Below are 18495 nucleotides of genomic sequence, written 5' to 3' on the forward strand. Positions count from 1 at the left end.
CAAAGAGCGGCCGGTGGGCCAGGCCGGGTCAGGCCTTGTCGAGCAACGCCAGCTCCGCCCAGATCGTCTTGCCCTCGGTGGTGTGCCTGCTGCCCCAGCGCTGGGTCAGCTGCGCGACCAGGAGCAGGCCGCGCCCGCCCTCGTCCCAGGTCTTGGCCCGCCGCAGGTGCGGTGCCGTGTGGTTGGTGTCGGAGACCTCGCAGATCAGCGTGGTCGCGTCGTGGATCAGCCGGAGCCGGATGGGCGGGGCGCCGTAGCGGATGGCGTTGGTGACCAGCTCGCTGACCACCAGCTCGGCCGTGAACGTGGCCTCCAGCAGGCCCCAGCGTTCGAGCTGGTCGACGACCTGCTTGCGGATGGGGGCGACCAGCGCCGGATCGGCGGGGATGTCCCAGGTCGCCACCTGGGAGGAGGGCAGACCGCGGGTGCGGGCGAGGAGCAGGGCCACGTCGTCGGCGGAGCCGCCCGGCGGGAGCAGGGCGTGCAGCACGCGGTCGCAGGTCTCGTCGAGGGAGTCGGCGGGGGCCGACAGGGCCTCGCGGAGCATCCGCCGGCCCGCGTCGGCGTCCTCCTCGCGGCCGGCGAGCAGTCCGTCCGTGTGGAACGCCAGCACGCTGCCCTCCCGCAGGTCCACCTCGGCGCACTCGAACGGCAGCCCTCCGACCCCCAGCGGCGGCCCCGAGGGCAGGTCGAGCTGCCGGGCCGGACCGTCCGGCGGGGCCAGCAGGGGCTGCGGGTGCCCGGCCCGGGCGAGGGTGCAGCGCCGGGACACCGGGTCGTAGACCGCGTACAGGCAGGTCGCGCCCACCTCGCCGGCGCCCGCGTCACCGCCGCCGGACTCCTGGGAGAGCCGGACGACCAGGTCGTCGAGGTGGGTGAGCAGCTCGTCGGGGGCCAGGTCGATGTCGGCGAGCGTGCGGACGGCCGTGCGCAGCCGGCCCATGGTGGCCGAGGCCTGGATGCCGTGGCCGACGACGTCCCCGACGACCATGGCGACGCGCATCCCGGACAGCGGGATCACGTCGAACCAGTCGCCGCCCACACCGGAGCGGGTGGCGGGCAGGTAGCGGGAGGCCGCCTCCACCGCCGCCGTGCGCGGCAGGGTGCGGGGCAGCAGGCTGCGCTGGAGGGTGAGGGTGGTCTCGCGCTCGCGGGAGTAGCGGCGGGCGTTGTCGATGCAGACGGCGGCGCGGGCCGTGACCTCCTCGGCCAGCAGCACGTCGTCGTCGGTGTAGGGCTCCGGGCGCCGGAACCGGGTGAAGACCGCGACGCCGAGGGTGGTGCCCCGGGCCTGCAGCGGGACGGACATCGTGGAGTGGACGCCGTATTCGCGGACCCGCCGGAAGCGGACCGGGTCCCAGGCGAGCCACCGCTCCAGGTCCGCGGAGGACCCGGAGGCCACCACCGTGTGGCCGGCCATCAGGGAGGCGGCCTGCGGGGAGCCCTCCGGATAGACGTCCACCTGGCCGGGCTTGGCGACGGCCTCCGGGCCGCCCGGGTTGACCGACTGGTGGGCGGCCCGGCGCAGGCTCACCGGCGGGGCCGGCGGCCCGGACGGCTCACCGCCCTGCGCGGGCGGATCGAGCAGGTCGACGCTGACGAAGTCCGCGAGGGCCGGGACGCACACGTCCGCCAGCTCCTGGGCCGTGCGGGTGACGTCGAGGGTGGTGCCGATGCGCACGCTCGCCTCGTTGACCAGCTGCAGCCGCTCGCGGGAGCGGTACTGGTCGGACAGGTCGTGGGCGGTGACGCACACGCCCCGCACCCGGCCCGCGTCGTCGGTGAGCGGGGCGATCCGGGCCAGCCAGGCGTGCGGGCCCCGGTCCTCGCCGGTGGCCTTCATGTAGGTCTGCATGTCCTGCCGCCGGCCGGTCAGCAGGACCCGGCGCAGGTGTTCCTCCAGCTCACGGTTCTGCGGCCGGCTGCCGATGTCGGTGGGCCGCAGGCCGCGCAGGCGGTCGGCCGGGAGCCCGACGAGGTCCGCCATGGCGTCGTTGACGCCGTGCAGCCGCAGCCGCTCGTCGAAGATCATCGTGGCGCAGGGCGACTGCGTCAGGGCCGCCCGCAGCAGCGGGTCGTCCGGGGCGTCGTGGTCCGGCATCTCGGGCGGGGCCACGGCGAGCCAGTCGGTGACGCCCGGGCCGTCGGGGGGCCGGCGGTGGGCGAGGACCCACACGGAGACCGTGCGGCCGTCGCGGTGGCGCAGGCGCAGGGTGCCGCTCCAGCGGGCGTCGACGGGTGTGGGCGGCGCGCCCGCCCCCTCGGCCAGCAGCCCCGCGGCCGGGCGGCCCACGACCTCGTCGGCCGTGTGCCCGAGCAGGCGGCGGGCGCCCTCGTTCCACTCGGTGAGCGTGCCGTCGGCGGCGATGACGGCACGGGCGGCCACGCCATCGTCGAACGGCTCGTCCGGCCTCATCGTCGCCACTCCATACGGACACTCACAGTGAACAGGGGAGTCACTTGAGTTCCAGACTAGTCCGTGGACGCCCGGCGTGGACGGGTAACCCCCGGGCGGCCCGGCCTCGCGCGGCCGGGGCCTCCTCCCGCACGCTGGCCGGCTCCCCGTGACACCCCGGCAGATCCCGCTCGCCCGCGCCCGGTTGAGGGCATCGCCGGGAGGCGGGACCCGGACACCGTGATCAGGTGCCCGGGCCGATGTGCCCTCAGCAGATGCCGAGGCTGTCGGAGTCGTACGTCTCGTGGTCCGGGAAGCTGTGGATCCTGCCGTCGGCCGGGGGCGTAGTACGAGTAGGCGGGACCCCGGAAACGGACCTGCGCGCCGCCGGTCTTCTTCTCACGCTCCTGTGATCCCCTCCGTGTCCGGCCTGACCAGGTGCCGTGGCGGGTGACTTCTCCCCGTGCCGGCGCCTCGGACCGTGGGCCGCGCCGGGGGCGCCGCGGCACTGACAGGTGTCAGGGTGCGGTCAGGCCGCTCGAAGCCCTCGCGAAGCCAGTCCCGTCCGGACCGTTGACGGCGCGTCACCTCTGCCACAACGATGGCCTGCGTCCGCATCTGGGAGCGCTCCCACGCCGAGCGCGACCCGCACCTCCCGGAGGAGCCCAGACGTGAAACGACGCAGAACCGCCCTGCTGTCCCTGACGGCCCTGCTGGCGACCGCGCTCACCGCGCTGCCCTCCGCACCGGCCGGTGCCGAGGAGGCCGAGCAGGTCAGGAACGGCACCTTCGACACCACCACCGAGCCGTGGTGGACGACCAGCAACGTCACCGCAAGCCTGTCCGACGGCCGGCTCTGCGCCGACGTCCCCGGCGGCACGACCAACCGCTGGGACGCCGCCGTCGGCCAGAACGACATCACCCTCGTCAAGGGGGAGACCTACCGCTTCTCCTTCAGCGCGAACGGCAGCCCCGCCGGGCACGTGGTCCGCGCGATCGTCGGCCTGTCGGTGGCGCCGTACGACACGTACCACGAGGTGACGCCGCAGCTCAGCGTCTCCGGCGACACCTACGCGTACACCTTCACCTCGCCCGTCGACACCGCCCAGGGCCAGGTCGGCTTCCAGCTCGGCGGCAGCGCGGACCCATGGCGCTTCTGCATGGACGACGTGTCACTGCTGGGCGGAGTGACCCCCGAGCCGTACGAGCCCGACACCGGGCCCCGGGTCCGCGTCAACCAGGTCGCCTACCTGCCCGCCGGGCCGAAGAACGCCACCCTCGTCACCGACGCCACGGCGAAGCTCCCCTGGGAGCTGAAGAACTCCGCCGGGACGGTCGTCGCCCGGGGCACGAGCGTGCCGCGCGGTGTCGACGCCTCCTCCGGGCAGAACGTGCACTCCATCGACTTCGGCGCCTACCGCAAGAAGGGCCAGGGCTTCACGCTCGTCGCCGACGGGGAGACCAGCCGCCCCTTCGACATCGACGCGAGCGCCTACGAGCGGCTCCGGCTGGACTCGGCGAAGTACTACTACACCCAGCGCAGCGGCACCGCGATACGCGAGGACCTGCGGCCCGGCTACGGCCGCCCGGCCGGTCACGTCGGCGTGGCACCCAACCGGGGCGACACGGCCGTGCCCTGCCAGCCCGGCGTCTGCGACTACACGCTCGACGTCAGCGGCGGCTGGTACGACGCCGGCGACCACGGCAAGTACGTCGTCAACGGCGGCATCTCCACCTGGGAGCTGCTCAGCACCTACGAACGCGCCCTGCACGCCCGCACCGGCGACGCGAGCAGGCTCGGCGACGGCAGCCTCGCCCTCCCCGAGAGCGGCAACAAGGTGCCCGACCTCCTCGACGAGGCCCGCTGGGAACTGGAGTTCCTGCTGAAGATGCAGGTGCCCGACGGGCAGCCGCTGGCCGGCATGGCCCACCACAAGATCCACGACGAACAGTGGACCGGCCTGCCGCTGATGCCGCACGACGACCCGCAGAAGCGCGAACTGCACCCGCCGTCCACGGCCGCGACCCTGAACCTGGCCGCCACGGCCGCGCAGGCGGCCCGCCTGTACCGGCCCCACGACAAGGCGTTCGCCGGCCGCGCGCTGGCCGCCGCGCGCAAGGCTTGGGCGGCGGCGCTCGCCCACCCCGACCGCTACGCCTCCGAGAGCGACGGCATCGGCGGCGGCGCCTACGCCGACAGCGACGTGACCGACGACTTCTACTGGGCGGCGGCCGAGCTGTACCTCTCGACGGGGGAGCGGAGCTTCGAGGAGTACCTGCTGAAGTCCCCGGTCCACACGGCCGACCTGTTCAAGCCCATCGGCTTCGACTGGGCCCGCACCGGCGCGGCCGGCCGGCTCGACCTCGCCACGGTGCCCAGCCGGCTGCCCGGCCGCGACAAGGTGCGCCAGTCCGTGATCAAGGGCGCCGACGGCTACCTGGCCACCCTGAAGGCACACCCCTACGGCATGCCGTACGCGCCGGAGGGCGACAAGTACGACTGGGGTTCCAGCCACCAGATCCTCAACAACGCCGTCGTCCTCGCCACCGCGTACGACATCACCGGCGCCTCGAAGTACCGTGACGGCGCGCTGCAGAGCATGGACTACATCCTGGGCCGCAACGCGCTCAACATCTCCTACGTCACCGGCTACGGCGAGGTCAGCGCGCAGAACCAGCACAGCCGCTGGTACGCCCGCCAGCTCGACCCGAACCAGCCCAACCCGCCGAAGGGCACCCTCGCGGGCGGGCCGAACTCGAGCATCCAGGACCCCTTCGCGCAGAGCAAGCTGCAGGGCTGCGTCGGCCAGTTCTGCTACATCGACGACATCCAGTCCTGGTCGACCAACGAGCACACGATCAACTGGAACGCGGCCCTGACCCGCATGGCCTCCTTCGTGGCGGACCAGGGCTAGAACCGCGGCACGGGCACGGCTGCCGGGGGCGTCCGCACCACAGGACGCCCCCGGCAGCCGCGCGTAGCCTGGTGCCATGCACGCGGTGCGGGTCGACGGCATCGAGGTCGCGTACGACCGGGTGGGCCAGGGCCCGCCTCTCGTGCTCGCCCACGGCGCGACGACCGACGCCCGTCTGTTCCGCCCGCAACTGGAGGACCTGGCCGACGAGTTCACCGTCGTCGCCTGGGACGAACCGGGCGCCGGGCGCTCCTCCGACGTACCGCCCTCCTTCGCCCTGGCCGACTACGCCCGCTGCCTGGCGGCCGTCGTCGAGGACGTGGATCTCGGCCCCGCCCACGTCCTCGGCCTGTCCTGGGGCGGGACCGTCGTGCTGGAGCTGTACCGGCGGCACCCCGGGCTCGTCCGGACGCTGCTCCTCGTCGACACCTACGCAGGCTGGAAGGGCTCGCTGCCGGCGGCGGAGGTGCGGGCCAGGGTCGAGGGGGCCGAGCGGATGCTCGCCGTCCCGCCGGGGGAGTTCGCACCCACCGTGCCCGCTCTGTTCGCCGCGGCCCCGCCCGCCGACGCCGTACGCCTGCTCTCGGTGATGTCGGCCGCCACCCGGCCCGGCAGCCTGCGCACCGAGCTCGCCGTCATGGCCGAGGCCGATCTCAGCGACCTGCTGCCGGGGATCACGGTGCCCACGCTGCTGCTGTGGGGCGAGCTGGACCGCCGCTCCCCGGTGGATCCCGTCGCCCGCGCGTTCCTCGCGGCGATCCCCGAGGCCACGCTGGTGGTGCTGCCCGGCGCCGGGCACCTCAGCAACATCGAGGCCCCCGAGGCGTTCAACCGGACCGTCCGGGAGTTCTGTCGCGCCCGCTCCTGACGACCGGCTCCCCGGGCCGCGCGGCCGCGCACGGTCGAGCGGGCTCTTCCAGCCGGGCAACGGGGACATCGCCTCACGCCGCCTCCCGGGACAGGTGGGCCAGCTTGTCCGGGTTGGCCACGACGTAGACGCCGTGCACCCGGTCGCCCTCCGGGGTGAGGTCCAGAACCAGCACGGCGAAGGGCGCGTCGCCGTCGAACAGCACGGCCGCGTCGTCGCCGTTGACGCGCCGGTAGCGCCACACGGGGTGGTCGGGGCCGCCCCGGCCCGACGTGAGCAGCCGGGTCACCTTGTCCCGGCCGTGCACCGGGCGCAGGCCCGCCCGCCGGCGCTTGCCGCCGGCGTCCGTCCAGACGGTCACGTCCGGCGCGAGGACCTCCATCAGCTCGGCGATGTCCCCGCCCAGCGCCGCCCGCACGAACCGCTCGGTCGCCTCCCGCCGCACCCGCGGATGCGCCCGGTAGCGCGGCCGCCGCGCCTGCACGTGCTCCCGGGCCCGGTGCGCGAGCTGCCGCACGGCGGCGGGGGAGCGGCCGATGATCCCGGCGATCTCCGCGTGCGGATAGCCGAACACCTCGCCCAGCACGAACACCGCACGCTCCAGCGGCGTCAGCGACTCCAGGACCACCAGCATCGCCAGCGACACCGCCTCGCCGCGCAGGGCCGGGCCGTCGGCGGTCCCGGCGTCCTCGTCGGCGACCAGCGGCTCGGGCAGCCACGGGCCGACGTACGTCTCTCGCCGGCGGCTGATCGCCGCGCGGCGGCGCAGCGCGTGGTTGACCGCCACCCGGACCAGATAGGCGCGCGGATGGCCGACGCCGGCCAGCGGATCGCCGCCGCCGCGCGCGGTCCAGGACAGCCAGGTCTCCTGCAGGACGTCCTCGGTGTCGGCGACGGCGCCGAGCATGGTGTAGACGACGCCGAACAGCAGCTCGCGGTGGTCGACGAAGACCCGGGTCGCCTCGTCGAGCGGGGCGTCGGTGCCGGGTGCGGAGATCTCGGTCATGCGTGGTCCTCCCGTGTACGCGCTCACCTCTGCGAGCCGGACACGGCCCCGGAATGTGACATCCCCCGCCGGATGTGACCCACCTCTCAGCTCCCGGGCGATCCGGACGCCTCGGCGGTACCGTCGCGTACTCGGTGTGACCTGGGGCTATTTACGGGCCAGTACCCCTGGCGCTACCGTGAGGACATGCCAGCTCTCAACGTCGAGTTCAGCGACCGCGAACTTGAGGACCTGCGGCAGATCGCCAAGGAGCGCGGTACGTCCATGAAGGCCCTGGTGCGGGAGGCGGCCGCCGCCGACATAGCCCGCCACCGCGCGCTGCAGGAGGGCGCGGAGGCCTTCCGGCGGTTCTTCGCCACCCACGCCGACGAGTTCGCCGCCGCCTTCCCCGACGACGAACCGCCCGCCAAGGGCGAGGGGCGGGCCGCCTGACCGATGGCACCCGTCCTCCACATCGACGTGCCCTGGCTGCTCCAGCGCCATGAAGAGGTCCTGCCGGACCAGCCCACGATCAACGACTTCTCCGCGCTGGTCGCCGCCGTCGCCCGGCACCGTGTCGACCCGCCGCGCCTCGGGGTGAACTCCGACCCGGCGTGGCGGGCGGCCGCGCTGCTGCACACCCTCGCCGTCCTGCGGCCGCTGCCCTCGGCCAACGCCCGTTTCGCCTGTGCGACGGCCGTGGCCTACATGTTCGTCAGCGGCGTCGGCATCGACCCGCCCTACGGCGCCCTCGTCGATCTGGCCCGCGACCTGATGTCCGGCACGACCGACGTCTACGGCGCGGCCGACCGGCTGCGCGCCTGGCAGATCTGACCGGGGTCGAAAACCGGTGCGACCTGCGAAGAGGCGTTCCCGTTCTGACTTTCTGTCAATGGCAGGGATGTGCTCCGTGCGCCTTGTTGGCCGTGTGGGGATTGTGCAAGAGTGCACGCACGTGCGGGGGGAATGACCAAGAGTCGCACGGCATTTGTTGACCGGGTCCGATTCGCCGTCGGTGAATTCGCACCCCCCGCGCCGCGCCAGAAAGGTACGCGCCAACCGGGCTCCCTTTTTCGGCGGCAGGACTTCTGTGTGCCACCTGCGCGTGGGAAGGAACCATCTCAGTGCCCACCCCCCACCCCCCTCGACCTCCGTATCCCCCGCCCGGCGGGGATCGCGGGGAATCCGACGAGAGCCTCGCCGCCCCGTTGAGAGGCAGCCCGGAGGGCGAGGTCGCCGCTCATTCCGTCGCGCTGCTCATGGCGCGGCACTATCAGCCGGTGCACGACTACGCGGTCATCTGCCTGGCCTCCTCGGCGCAGGTCGCCGCGATGGTCACCGGGACCGCCTTCCACCGGACCCTCAACCGTCTCGCCTTCGGGGAGTCGGCCGTCGCGCTGCGCCCGGCCCTTCTGGTGACCGTGCGCGACACGATCAGGGAGTGGTCCGGCGACGATCGCATATCGGCCGTTCTGCCCGCGCTGCAGAAACCGGCCGGAGGACGCGGGCTGCGCGCGGCCCCGTCCATGACCCCCGAGAACCGTGTCCTCGCGGAGCGGGCGTTCCAGGCGCTTCCCGCGGCCGCGCGGTGTGTGCTCTGGCACGTCGAGGTCGAGGCCGACGCCATGACCGTCCCGGCCGGACTGCTGGGCATGGACACCGACCTCGCGTCGGCCGCCCTCGAACAGGCGCGTGACGCATTCCGCGAAGGCGTCGTACGGGCCCATCGCGAACTCGCGCCGACCCAGGACTGCCGGTTCTACAACCGCCTGCTCGACGTCCCCATCCGCCGGGGCGGCGCCTTCCTGCCGGACGTCCAGGACCACGTGGACCAGTGCCGCTACTGCCGGGACGCGGCCGAGCAGCTGAGCCACTTCGAGGGGCCGCTGGGCCCGCTGCTCGCCGAAGCGGTGCTCGGCTGGGGCGCCCGCCGCTACCTCGACTCCCGTCCGGGCCGGGCCTCGCACGGCACCCGGGGCGGCCGCGCGGGCCGGCGCGGCGGGCGGCGCGGCACGCGCGGCCACCGGCTGCTCGCCCGGATCCCGCTCCCGGCGCGCGGCACGGGAGGGACCCGCATCCCGCAGGCGCTGCGGTCCTCCCGGGGACTGCTCTCGGGCGTCGGCGCGGTGTCGGCCGGTGTGCTGACGGCCGTGCTCATCCTCGGCACGGCGTCCTACGACGGCGGGGAGGCCGACCCGGCCGGTTCCCACAGCGCCGGCGGAGGCGACAACGCCACCTCGACACCGCCCGGCACGGCCGGGCTGCCCACCGCGCCGGGCGTGACACGGCTGCGCAACACCGGCGCGGACCTGTGTCTCGACATCCGGGACCTGCCGAAGGAGGGCGCGGGGACGAAGCTGGCACCGTGCTCGTCGGTGTGGACCCAGCAGTGGACGTACGAGAAGGACGGGTCGCTGCGCAGCGTCGCGGATCCCGGGCTGTGCCTGGATTCGCACAAGGACGCCGGCGTCGTGGTCCTCGGCACCTGCGCCGACGAGGATGCCGAGCGGGGCGACGACGTGCGCTACGACCTCACCGTCCGCGGTGAACTGCTGCCCCGCTGGGACGAGCAGTTCGCCCTCGCCCCGGCCGACGACGAACCGGACGCCGACATCGTCGTCAAGGTCCGCGACCGCTCCGACGCCCAGCGCTGGCAGGCCGAGCCCGCGCCGACGGCGTCCGGTTCGCTGTCGATCGAGGAGCGGGAGAGCCCGGCGGCCCGCCAGGTGACCGTCCCGGACGGCCGCTCCGGCTGAACCGGGCCCTTCGGGCCGGACGGGGCCGCGCGGAACTCGGGCCGCGCGGCCCCGTCGTCGTGGTCAGGCCGGGTCCTCGACGAGGTCGCCGGGCCCGATCGTGCCCGGCGTGGCGTGGCCGGACAGAGCGAGGGTCAGGTCGAGTTCGGCCAGCAGGCAGCGGATGACGTGCTCGACGCCCGCCTGTCCGTCCAGGCCGAGGCCGTAGACGTACGGGCGGCCGAGCAGGACGGCGCGGGCGCCCAGGGCGAGGGCCTTGAAGACGTCGTCGCCGGTGCGCACACCGCTGTCGAAGAGGACGGTGAGCCGGTCGCCGACGGCCTCCACGACCCGGGGCAGCGCGTCCGCCGCCGCGACGGAGCCGGCCACCTGCCGTCCGCCGTGGTTGGAGACGACCACGCCGTCCATGCCCGCGTCGGCGGCCAGCCGGGCGTCGTCCGGGTGCAGTACGCCCTTGAGGACGATCGGCCCGTCCCAGTTCTCCCGCAGGAACGCCAGGTCCGGCCAGGTCTTGGCCGGATCGGAGAACAGGCCGACGAACCGCATCACGGCCGCGTCCGGATCCTCGTGCACCGGCTTGGCCAGCCCCGCCCGGAAGGCCGGGTCGGAGAAGTAGTTCGCCGTGCCCACGCCGCGCAGGAAGGGCAGGTAGGCCTGGTCGAGGTCGCGGGGCCGCCAGGACAGCAGCGGCGTGTCCAGGGTGACGACGAGCACGCCGAACCCCGCCGCCTTCGCCCGGCCGAGGAAGCTGCGCGCCACCTCCGGGTCCTTCGGCCAGTACAGCTGGAACCACCGCTCGGCGTCGCCCATCGCCTCGGCGACCTGCTCCATCGGGGTGCTGGACGCCGAGGACAGGATGTACGGCACGCCCTGCGCGGCCGCCGCCCGGGCCGCGGCGGACTCGGCGTCCGGGTGCATGATCGACAGCACGCCGACCGGTGCGAGCGCCAGGGGGGCCGGCAGGGCACGGCCCAGCACCTCCACCGACAGGTCCCGTTCGTGCACGTCCCGCAGCATGCGCGGCACGATCCGGCGCCGCTCCAGGGCGGCCCGGTTGGCCCGGGCGGTGCTGCCGTCGCCCGCGCTGCCCGCCACATAGCCGACGGGGCCGGGTCCGAGCCGCTGCTCGGTCAGTTCCTCCAGCCGGGTCAGATCGGTGGGCAGCCGCGGTACGGCACCCGTCATCCCGTTCAGATAGATCTCGTACTGGAAGTCCGCCCAGTGCTTGGCCACCGTACGTACCCGCCTCTCGTCGTCTCCTCGTCGAGACCGTGCCGTACGGGCGACGATACCGAGCGGTATGGAGGCCCCGGATCAGGGGGCGTGCGGGACCTGGGGCGCCGAGGATCAGGGGAGGGCCGGCGGGTGGACGCCGTGCCCGCGTCATGACGCTCACCCGTCGGGAGCATGAACGCAAGCGGTTGCAAAGTGGTCAGGTGAGAGCGGAATCGGAATGTTTCAGGCCTATTAAGGAACGCATGGGAATCGGCCATCTGGCCGCTTCGTGTTCCCCGAGCCCGTGCGGTTACGGGCTTCTCCCGCTCCGATTCCGTAACTTCGCGCCACTGATTCAATACGCAAGGTTACTGAAATCCGTGGGGTCGATGTGTGTTTCCGCGGCGGACTCGGCAGAGTGGCGCTCGCCGCCCCGGCACCGACCGAGCACGGGCCGGCACACCCGTAATCGAGCGGAAGGATGCACACAATGCGGACCACCGCGCGCTGGGCCACGACTGTCGGACTGACGGCCACCGCCGTCTGCGGACCCCTCACCGGGGCCGCGCTCGCCGACCCGGGTCAGGCCCCCACCGCGCTCTACGCCCCGTCGGCCCTCGTCCTGACGGTGGGCCACGGCGAGAGCGCGCTCTCCGCGACTCCGGAACGCGCGGTCACCCTCACCTGCGCCCCGCGACCCGCGGGCACCCACCCGGCCGCCGCCGAGGCCTGCGCCGAGCTGCGCGGCGTCAGCGGCGACCTCGACGCCCTGTCCGCCACGGAGGGCGTGATGTGCACCAAGCAGTACGACCCGGTGGTCGTCACCGTGGACGGCGTCTGGCAGGGCCGGCGCGTCTCCTACGAGCGCACCTTCTCCAACGAGTGCATGAAGAACGCCTACGGCACGGGCGTCTTCTCCTTCTAGCCGGCGGCACTCCCATGAACCGGGATCGCGCCGTTCCCGTGAACCGCAGCGGGCCGTGGCTGGGGAGCCGGGCCGCTGTCATGGGGAACGCGATCTCGTACAAGGGGGCCGGCGGGCGGAGTGGGGCCGCCCGCCGGCCCCCGGGTCTCATCCCCTCCCGCTGCCCGGGCCGGGCCGGGGCCCGGGAGGCGTCCCGGGGCTCAGGCCCGGTCGCGGTGGCTCGTGTCGCACCACGGGTAGCGGCGGCTGCGACGGCAGGTGCACAGGGCCACGCGGAAGCGGTCGGAGGAGACGACGGAGCCGTCCTCCAGCTCCACCTCCACCGGGCCCTCCATCAGCAGGGGGCCCTTGCGCTGCACGGAGACGCGGCGCGGCGCCTCGGACCGGTCAGACGGGGAGTTCGGCACGGATCACCACCAGCTCTTCCTTGTCCTCCTCGGCGGCCAGCAGCCCTCGCTCGCGCAGCCAGCGCTCCCGGCCGCGCAGCACGGGACCGAACGGGATGTGCTGCCGGCGGGTCACGGCGGCCTTCAGGCCGGCCGCCCGCAACTGCTGGACGGTGAGGTCCGGGCCGCTGAGCGCCGACTGCACCAGCAGCAGCACCCCGCCCGGCCGCAGCAGCGCGGGTGCCTCCCGGCAGATGCGGTCGACGACCAGCCGCCCGTCGCCGCCCGCGTCCCAGGCCCGGGCCGCGCCGCGCGGCTCACGGTGGCCGTGCGGGGCCGGCACGTACGGCGGATTGGCCAGAATCAGGTCGAACGTCTGTCCGCGCACCGGCCCGAACAGGTTGCCGTGCCGGATGCGGACCCGCAGCCCGGCCAGCCGGGCGTTCAGCCGGGCCGCCAGCACGGCGCCCCAGGACACGTCGACGGCGGTGACCCGCAGACCGCGGCGGGCGGCCTCCAGCGCCAGGGCGCCGGACCCGGTGCCCACGTCGAGTACCTCCGCGCCCGGCGGGAGCGGTTCGTCGGAGAGGGCACCGGCCAGCAGCTCGGTGTCTTCCTGTGGGGCGTACACGCCCGGGAGTACCAGTGGATTCACGGGCGCCGAGTACCCCGCCGCTCAGGAGATATGGGTCGCTTCGTGGGCCAGCGGTTCCCGCAGTGACGAACGTGACGCACGCCAGTCGGCGAGCAGCCGGGCGCCGAAGCGCTCCTCGACGAATTCGGTGGCGTCGATGCCGAAGGCGACGTCCGCGGCCAGATGGGGCTCCTGCTCCAGCAGACCGCCGATGACCTCGTGCCGCACCACCTGCTCGTGGACGGCGTCCGCCTCGACGTGCTCGTCGTAGAAGTGCTCGGCCGCGGGTCCGGCGCCGTTGCGGCGCATCGCCTCGGCGAGCCGCCGCGACCCCGGTGACGAGGTGATCTCCACCGTCGCGAAGTGCCCGACCAGGGCGCCCCTGAGGGAGCGGTGCAGACCGAACAGGGACATCATGTTCACGGTGACCAGGGCCTCCGCGGACGCCGCGTCGAGGTAGCGGCCGTAGGAGGTGTCCAGGCCCAGGTCCGTCATCAGGTCGGCGAACAGGCGGGCGTGCACACGGTCGGCCCGGCCTCCGCCCCACTCGTCGAACTCCACGGCCGCCATCCCGGCCTTCGCCCGCCCCCACAGCCGCGGCAGCACCCAGGCGTGCGGGTCCGCCTCCTTGAGGTGGTACAGCGAGCGCTGCGCCGCGTACTCGCGCAAGTGCCACAGCTCGCCCTCGTCGCGCAGGAAGTACGACACGCCCGTGCCCTCCACGGGTTCGACGAGCAGGGCCGCCAGGGCCTCGTCGACGCTGTCGTGGACGGGGGCGTCGGTGCGCAGCGCGGACAGGAAGCGGTGCTCCATGGCCGCCCGCACGCGCAGCAGGTCGGGGTCCCACTCGCGCTCCGGCGGCACCCCGGCGAAACCGCGGTAGTGCAGCTCGTAGCAGAGGTAGAGGGCGAGCTGGAGGTCCTCGCCGTACACGGCGGCCCGGGCGACGTCCTCCATGCGGGGCAGTCGGCCCGCGCCCCGCAGATACGCCTCGACGCCCCGGCTCAGCGGGCCGCGCGGCGTCGGCAGTCCTGGTTCTTCGTGCTCCATGCGCGCCGGGTACCCGCAGGCGGCCCCGGGTCACCGCCGCGGGGGGAGACCTTGGTCATGGCCCCGCGGGCGGACGCGCGCACGGCGCGGGCCCGGGCCGTGCGCGCGGGTCGTCGTGCGGCCCGCGGACGGCCCGGGCCCGCGCCCGGAGCACCTTCGGATCAGTCCCCTTCGACCTGCTCCTGGGCGTCAGTGTTCGGGGTGGTGGCGTCAGCGGCCTCGCCCCGGTGGCGCCGCTGCCCGGCGGAGTCCTGCGTACGGGTCTCGGCGTCCTCGATCTCGTGCAGGACCTCCTCCAGAGCCGTCTCGGGCTGCGTGCCGGAGGGGTCGCGGTGCTGGTCGTGGGACACGGGGTCTCCTTTCCTCGGTGCGGAACGCGAATCGACGGGGTGTCGCCGGTGGGCCGGGTCTCGCCGGTGCCCCGGCCGGGGCACGGGCTCAGGTCGAGGCGGTCGCGATGCGCAGCGGTACGGGTTCGGCCGGGACGGTCTCCGCGTTGCGGCGGGTCACCTCCGCCCACCAGGACGGGCCGTCCTCGATGTACCGCAGCATCACGCCCTCACGGATCGCCCAGGGGCAGACGGTGAGGGAGCGCAGGCCGGTCAGTTTCATCGCCGTGTGCCCGACGACGGCCCCGGCCAGGCTCTGCGCGGCCCGCGGCGCGGAGATGCCGGGCAGGCGGGCGCGTTCCGCCGCGGGCAGGGCGGCCAGCTGCTTGATCGCCTCCCGCAGGTCGTCCCGGCGCATCTCGCGGTCCACGAACGGGCCGTGCCGTCCGGGCGCGGCGCCGCACAGCCGGCCCAGCTGCTGGAAGGTGCGCGAGGTGGCCACCGCCGTGCGCGGCCCCTCCCAGCGGATCCGGGCGGCGACGTCCCGCAGCTGGTGGCGGACCTTGCGGCGCAGCGCGCGCAGCTGCTCCGCGGACGGCGGGTCCTCGTCCTGGAAGTACTCGTGGGTGAGCCGCCGCGCCCCCAGCGGCAGCGACGCCACGAAGTCCGGCAGCCGGCCGCGCCCGAAGGCGACCTCCAGGGTGCCGCCGCCGATGTCCAGCAGGGCGAGCGGGCCGGAGCGCCAGCCCATCCAGCGGCGGGCCCCGAGGAACGTCAGCTCGGCCTCGACCTCACCGGGCAGCGTGCACAGGTCCACCCCCGTGCGGGTGCGGACGGTGTCCAGCACCTCCTGCCGGTTCGGCGCGTTGCGCACCACGGCGGTCGCGAAGGCCAACGGTCCGGCCGCGCCCCACCGGGTGGCCGTCCTGCTCGCCTCCGCGACCGCGTGCACCAGCTGTTCCACGGCCTGCTCCGGGATGGGTCCTCCCGGTGCGACCTGCTCGGACAGCCTCAGGCGCCACTTGGCGGTGTGCACGGGCAGCGGTACCCCGTCCTCCGCGTCCGCGACCACCAGTCTGACCGTGTTCGATCCCACGTCCACCACGCTGATTCGCATGCGCGGTGGGTACCCATTCTCGGCCCGGACCAACGGCTCGGGCCGAGGGATGGCCGAGGATGCGCCCCCGGAGTGCCCGGCGGGCGCGCTCCGTCACGCCAGCTGGCGCCGCACCAGCTCGTGCAGCCGGCCGCTCGTGTCGGCGAGCAGCCGGGCGGGCGGGCCCTGCTGGATGACCTTGCCGTCCTCCATGACCACGACCCGGTCGGCGTCCAGCACGGTCGACAGGCGGTGCGCGATGACGATGCGGGTGGCGTTGAGGGCCTTGGTGCTCTCGATGACCGTGCGCTGCGTCTCGTTGTCGAGGGCACTGGTCGCCTCGTCGAGGAAGAGGATCCGCGGCCGGCGGATCAGCGCCTGGGCGATCATCAGCCGCTGGCGCTGGCCGCCGGAGACGGCTCCGCTGCCCGAGACGATGGTGTGCAGGCCCATCGGCATCCGCTTGATGTCCTCGGCCAGCCCGGCCATCTCGGCCGCCGCCATCGCCTCCTCCGGCGTGTACGGCTCGGTGCCGCAGATGACGTCCAGGATCGAGCCGGTGAACGGCTGCGCGTGCTGCAGCACCACACCGCACTGGCGGCGCACCGCGGACTGGTCCAGGGCCGCCAGGTCCTGGCCGTCGTACAGCACGCTGCCCGAGACGGGACGGTCGAAGCCGATCAGCAGGCGCAGCAGCGTGGACTTGCCGCAGCCGCTCGGGCCGACGATCGCCACGAACTCGCCCGGCCGCGCCTCGAACGACACGTCGTCCAGGACCAGCGGACCGTCGTCGGTGTAGCGGAAGGACACCCGCCGCGCCTCGATCGCCCCGGTCAGCGGCCCCGGCCGGGTGCTGGCCGCGCGCACCTCGGGTGTGGCGTCCAGCACCGGCCTGATCTCCTCGAACAGCGGCAGCGCCGCCACCGCCGAGACGAAGGCGCCGGTGAGCTGGGTGACGGAGGTCAGCAGCATGGTGACCGACGTGTTGAACGTGAGGAACGCCGCCGCCGACATCGAGCCCCGGGCCGGACCGGCCAGCAGCATGAACATCAGCAGCGTGCACAGCGGCAGGTACACCGCGCCCAGGACCGAGGTGATGTTCTTGATGCGGCCGACCCGCTGCTGCAGCTCCCGGCTGCGCGCGAACTCCGACGCCCAGGCGGCGTAGGCGTAGTTCTCGGCGGCGGCCACCCGCAGCTTGGGCAGGCCGCGCAGGGTCTGGAACGCCTGGTTGTTGAGCTTGTTGGAGAGCACCACCAGCCGCCGCTGCCAGCGCACCTGCCACAGCCCCAGGCCCAGGAACACCGCCGCGATCACGACGAGCATGCCGATCGCGGCCATCGCCATCGGCACGCTGAACCAGAACAGCAGGCCCAGGTTCATCGCCCCGACCGTCACCGACTGGGCGACCGTCGGTCCGACGCCCGCCAGCAGCCGGCGGATCGCGCTGATGCCCATGGCCGCGCTGGCCAGTTCACCCGTGGAGCGCTCGGTGAAGAACGTCGTCGGCAGCCTGAGCAGCCGGTCCCACACGGCCGGCTGGAGCGTGGCCTCGATCCGGCCCTCCAGCCGCAGGATGGTCAGGTTCTGCAGCAGCATGAAGGCCGCGGCGACCACGCTGCTCAGCATCACCGCCAGACACACCTGCACGATCAGGTCCGTCTGCGCCTTCGGCACGAACTCGCCGAGCACCTTGCCGGTGGCGATGGGCACCAGCGCCCCGATCGCCACCGTGACCAGACCGCTGAGCAGCAGCGCCGTCAGGTCGCCGCGCATGCCCCGCACACAGAACCGCAGCAGCCCGAGCGGACCGAGCCCGCGTTCCGGCAGCGGGCGGTAGAACATCACCGCGCGCGGCTCGAACTCGTCGGCGTTGGCCTTCTCGACCGGGGTCTCCCGCCCGGTGGAGGGGTGGACCGCCACATAGCCGCCGCGCCGCCACAGCAGCGCCACCGGCGCACCCGACAGGGCCCGCCGGCCCACCAGCGGCCCCACGTCGTCCCGCCACCAGCGGCCGTCCAGCCGCACGGCCCGGGTGCGTACCCGGGAGGCCAGGGCGATCTGCTCGACCGGGTCGAGGCGGTCCCCGCCGGTGCCCTTCTGCGTGGGCTCCGCGAGACGGATCCCGGCCGCCCGCGCGACCAGCCTGCACGCCGCGTACGTGGCGTCGGCGTCGGCCGCCGTGGTGCGCTGCGACCCGCCCTTGCCGATGGAGGCGAGCAGCGTCCGGTCGGCCTGCGCACGCACCGCCTCACCGGCCTTGATGCCCTCGGCCGTGCGGTCCTCGTGGGTGCGCTCCAGCTGCTCGATCCAGCGGTCCAGCGTGGTCAGCAGCCGGTACTGCTGGTCGACCATCGACTGCCACAGCGCCGGGTCCATCAGCAGATCGGCCGCCGCCTCCGCGCCGTAGAGCGAGCCGTACTGCACGCTGCCGGGCGGCACCTGCATCCAGAAGACGTCGTCGTCGGTGGGTGCCGCCGCCCGTTCGGTGGCCATCGGCGCCTGGAACAGGATGGACAGGCTGCGGCCGACGCCGAGGGCGAGCGCGTACTCCAGGGGGCTCGTCGTCGGCGGCACGTACTGCGGGGTGCCGTACTCGTCGTACGACCAGGTCGCGGTGGTGGCGGGCTGGTACAGCTCGCGCAGGCCGATGCGGTGCACCACGCAGTCCCGCAGCGGGCGGGCCACCAGGGTGTGCTGGGGTCCGGCCACCGGGCCGAGCACCAGCGAGCCCGCCTCCAGCCGGCCCAGGTGGTGCCAGTGGCCCTGCCCGCCGGCGTCGACCGCGAACAGGTCGACCGCGCCGGCCGCGACCAGCCACAGCACCTGGGGGCCTTCGAGGTCGAGGCGGGTGAAGCCGGCGCAGTCCAGGCGCGAGCCCAGCTGTGCGAAGGCGCCCAGGACGAGGTCGCCGTCGTGTCCTTCGTGGACGGTCGTCATG

The 18495-nt window shown here is 73.9% G+C and carries 15 protein-coding genes; 6 read left to right on the forward strand and 9 right to left on the reverse strand.

What is annotated here, in order from left to right:
* Positions 1-28: 28 nt before the first annotated feature.
* Entirely contained in the window at positions 29-2416 is a 2388-nt protein-coding gene (locus ACIGAN_RS15535; protein WP_399857826.1) for a SpoIIE family protein phosphatase, read from the reverse strand.
* Positions 2417-3066: 650 nt separating this feature from the next.
* Here ACIGAN_RS15535 and ACIGAN_RS15540 point away from each other — a divergent pair.
* On the forward strand, positions 3067-5310 hold the full coding sequence (locus ACIGAN_RS15540; RefSeq protein ID WP_399857829.1) for a glycoside hydrolase family 9 protein: 2244 nt from the start codon (positions 3067-3069) through the stop codon (positions 5308-5310).
* Positions 5311-5386: 76 nt separating this feature from the next.
* Positions 5387-6178, forward strand: a complete 792-nt coding sequence (locus ACIGAN_RS15545; protein ID WP_399857831.1) for an alpha/beta fold hydrolase — start codon at positions 5387-5389, stop codon at positions 6176-6178.
* A gap of 73 nt (positions 6179-6251) precedes the next feature.
* Here ACIGAN_RS15545 and ACIGAN_RS15550 read toward each other — a convergent pair whose 3' ends face one another.
* Positions 6252-7184 carry a sigma-70 family RNA polymerase sigma factor gene (locus ACIGAN_RS15550; protein WP_399857834.1) on the reverse strand — a complete coding sequence of 311 codons (933 nt, stop codon included), beginning with the start codon at positions 7182-7184 and terminating at the stop codon, positions 6252-6254.
* Positions 7185-7370: 186 nt separating this feature from the next.
* Here ACIGAN_RS15550 and ACIGAN_RS15555 point away from each other — a divergent pair, with 186 nt between their 5' ends.
* The 3 genes from ACIGAN_RS15555 to ACIGAN_RS15565 all read left to right on the forward strand — a co-directional run bounded on the left by ACIGAN_RS15555 (position 7371) and on the right by ACIGAN_RS15565 (position 9919).
* The gene (locus ACIGAN_RS15555; RefSeq protein WP_030845137.1) at positions 7371-7616 is read left to right on the forward strand and encodes a hypothetical protein; all 246 of its coding nucleotides are present in this window, start codon (positions 7371-7373) and stop codon (positions 7614-7616) included.
* 3 nt (positions 7617-7619) lie between these two features.
* Entirely contained in the window at positions 7620-7997 is a 378-nt protein-coding gene (locus ACIGAN_RS15560; protein WP_351351073.1) for a toxin Doc, read from the forward strand.
* A gap of 290 nt (positions 7998-8287) precedes the next feature.
* Complete coding sequence (locus ACIGAN_RS15565; protein WP_399857837.1) at positions 8288-9919, forward strand: RICIN domain-containing protein; 1632 nt, start codon at positions 8288-8290, stop codon at positions 9917-9919.
* Between the two features lie 63 nt (positions 9920-9982).
* On the opposite strand, the gene ACIGAN_RS15570 is transcribed toward ACIGAN_RS15565, so the two are convergent.
* Positions 9983-11152, reverse strand: a complete 1170-nt coding sequence (locus ACIGAN_RS15570; protein ID WP_399857840.1) for a lactate 2-monooxygenase — start codon at positions 11150-11152, stop codon at positions 9983-9985.
* Between the two features lie 472 nt (positions 11153-11624).
* Between ACIGAN_RS15570 and ACIGAN_RS15575 the strand changes: the two genes are divergently transcribed.
* Complete coding sequence (locus ACIGAN_RS15575; RefSeq protein WP_365743230.1) at positions 11625-12059, forward strand: protease inhibitor; 435 nt, start codon at positions 11625-11627, stop codon at positions 12057-12059.
* Positions 12060-12259: 200 nt separating this feature from the next.
* Here the strand turns inward: ACIGAN_RS15575 and ACIGAN_RS15580 are convergent, their stop codons facing one another.
* The 6 genes from ACIGAN_RS15580 to ACIGAN_RS15605 all read right to left on the reverse strand — a co-directional run bounded on the left by ACIGAN_RS15580 (position 12260) and on the right by ACIGAN_RS15605 (position 18494).
* On the reverse strand, positions 12260-12466 hold the full coding sequence (locus ACIGAN_RS15580) for a CDGSH iron-sulfur domain-containing protein (protein ID WP_351351066.1): 207 nt from the start codon (positions 12464-12466) through the stop codon (positions 12260-12262).
* Positions 12447-13100 (reverse strand): HemK2/MTQ2 family protein methyltransferase, encoded by a 654-nt coding sequence (locus ACIGAN_RS15585; protein ID WP_365743232.1) that lies wholly within the window; start codon positions 13098-13100, stop codon positions 12447-12449. Before ACIGAN_RS15585 ends, ACIGAN_RS15580 begins: the two co-directional genes overlap by 20 nt.
* A gap of 21 nt (positions 13101-13121) precedes the next feature.
* Positions 13122-14129, reverse strand: coding sequence for an iron-containing redox enzyme family protein (locus tag ACIGAN_RS15590; RefSeq protein WP_365092559.1), 1008 nt, complete (start codon positions 14127-14129; stop codon positions 13122-13124).
* A 161-nt stretch (positions 14130-14290) separates the two neighbouring features.
* Positions 14291-14479, reverse strand: coding sequence for a hypothetical protein (locus ACIGAN_RS15595; protein WP_399857844.1), 189 nt, complete (start codon positions 14477-14479; stop codon positions 14291-14293).
* Positions 14480-14567: 88 nt separating this feature from the next.
* A complete protein-coding gene (locus ACIGAN_RS15600; RefSeq protein ID WP_399857846.1) occupies positions 14568-15575 on the reverse strand; it encodes a Ppx/GppA phosphatase family protein in 1008 nt (335 codons plus the stop codon).
* Positions 15576-15668: 93 nt separating this feature from the next.
* Positions 15669-18494 carry an NHLP bacteriocin export ABC transporter permease/ATPase subunit gene (locus ACIGAN_RS15605; RefSeq protein ID WP_399857848.1) on the reverse strand — a complete coding sequence of 942 codons (2826 nt, stop codon included), beginning with the start codon at positions 18492-18494 and terminating at the stop codon, positions 15669-15671.
* Position 18495: the final 1 nt, after the last annotated feature.

The sequence above is a fragment of the Streptomyces sp. NPDC085931 genome, assembly GCF_044540565.1.
GTDB lineage: Bacteria > Actinomycetota > Actinomycetes > Streptomycetales > Streptomycetaceae > Streptomyces.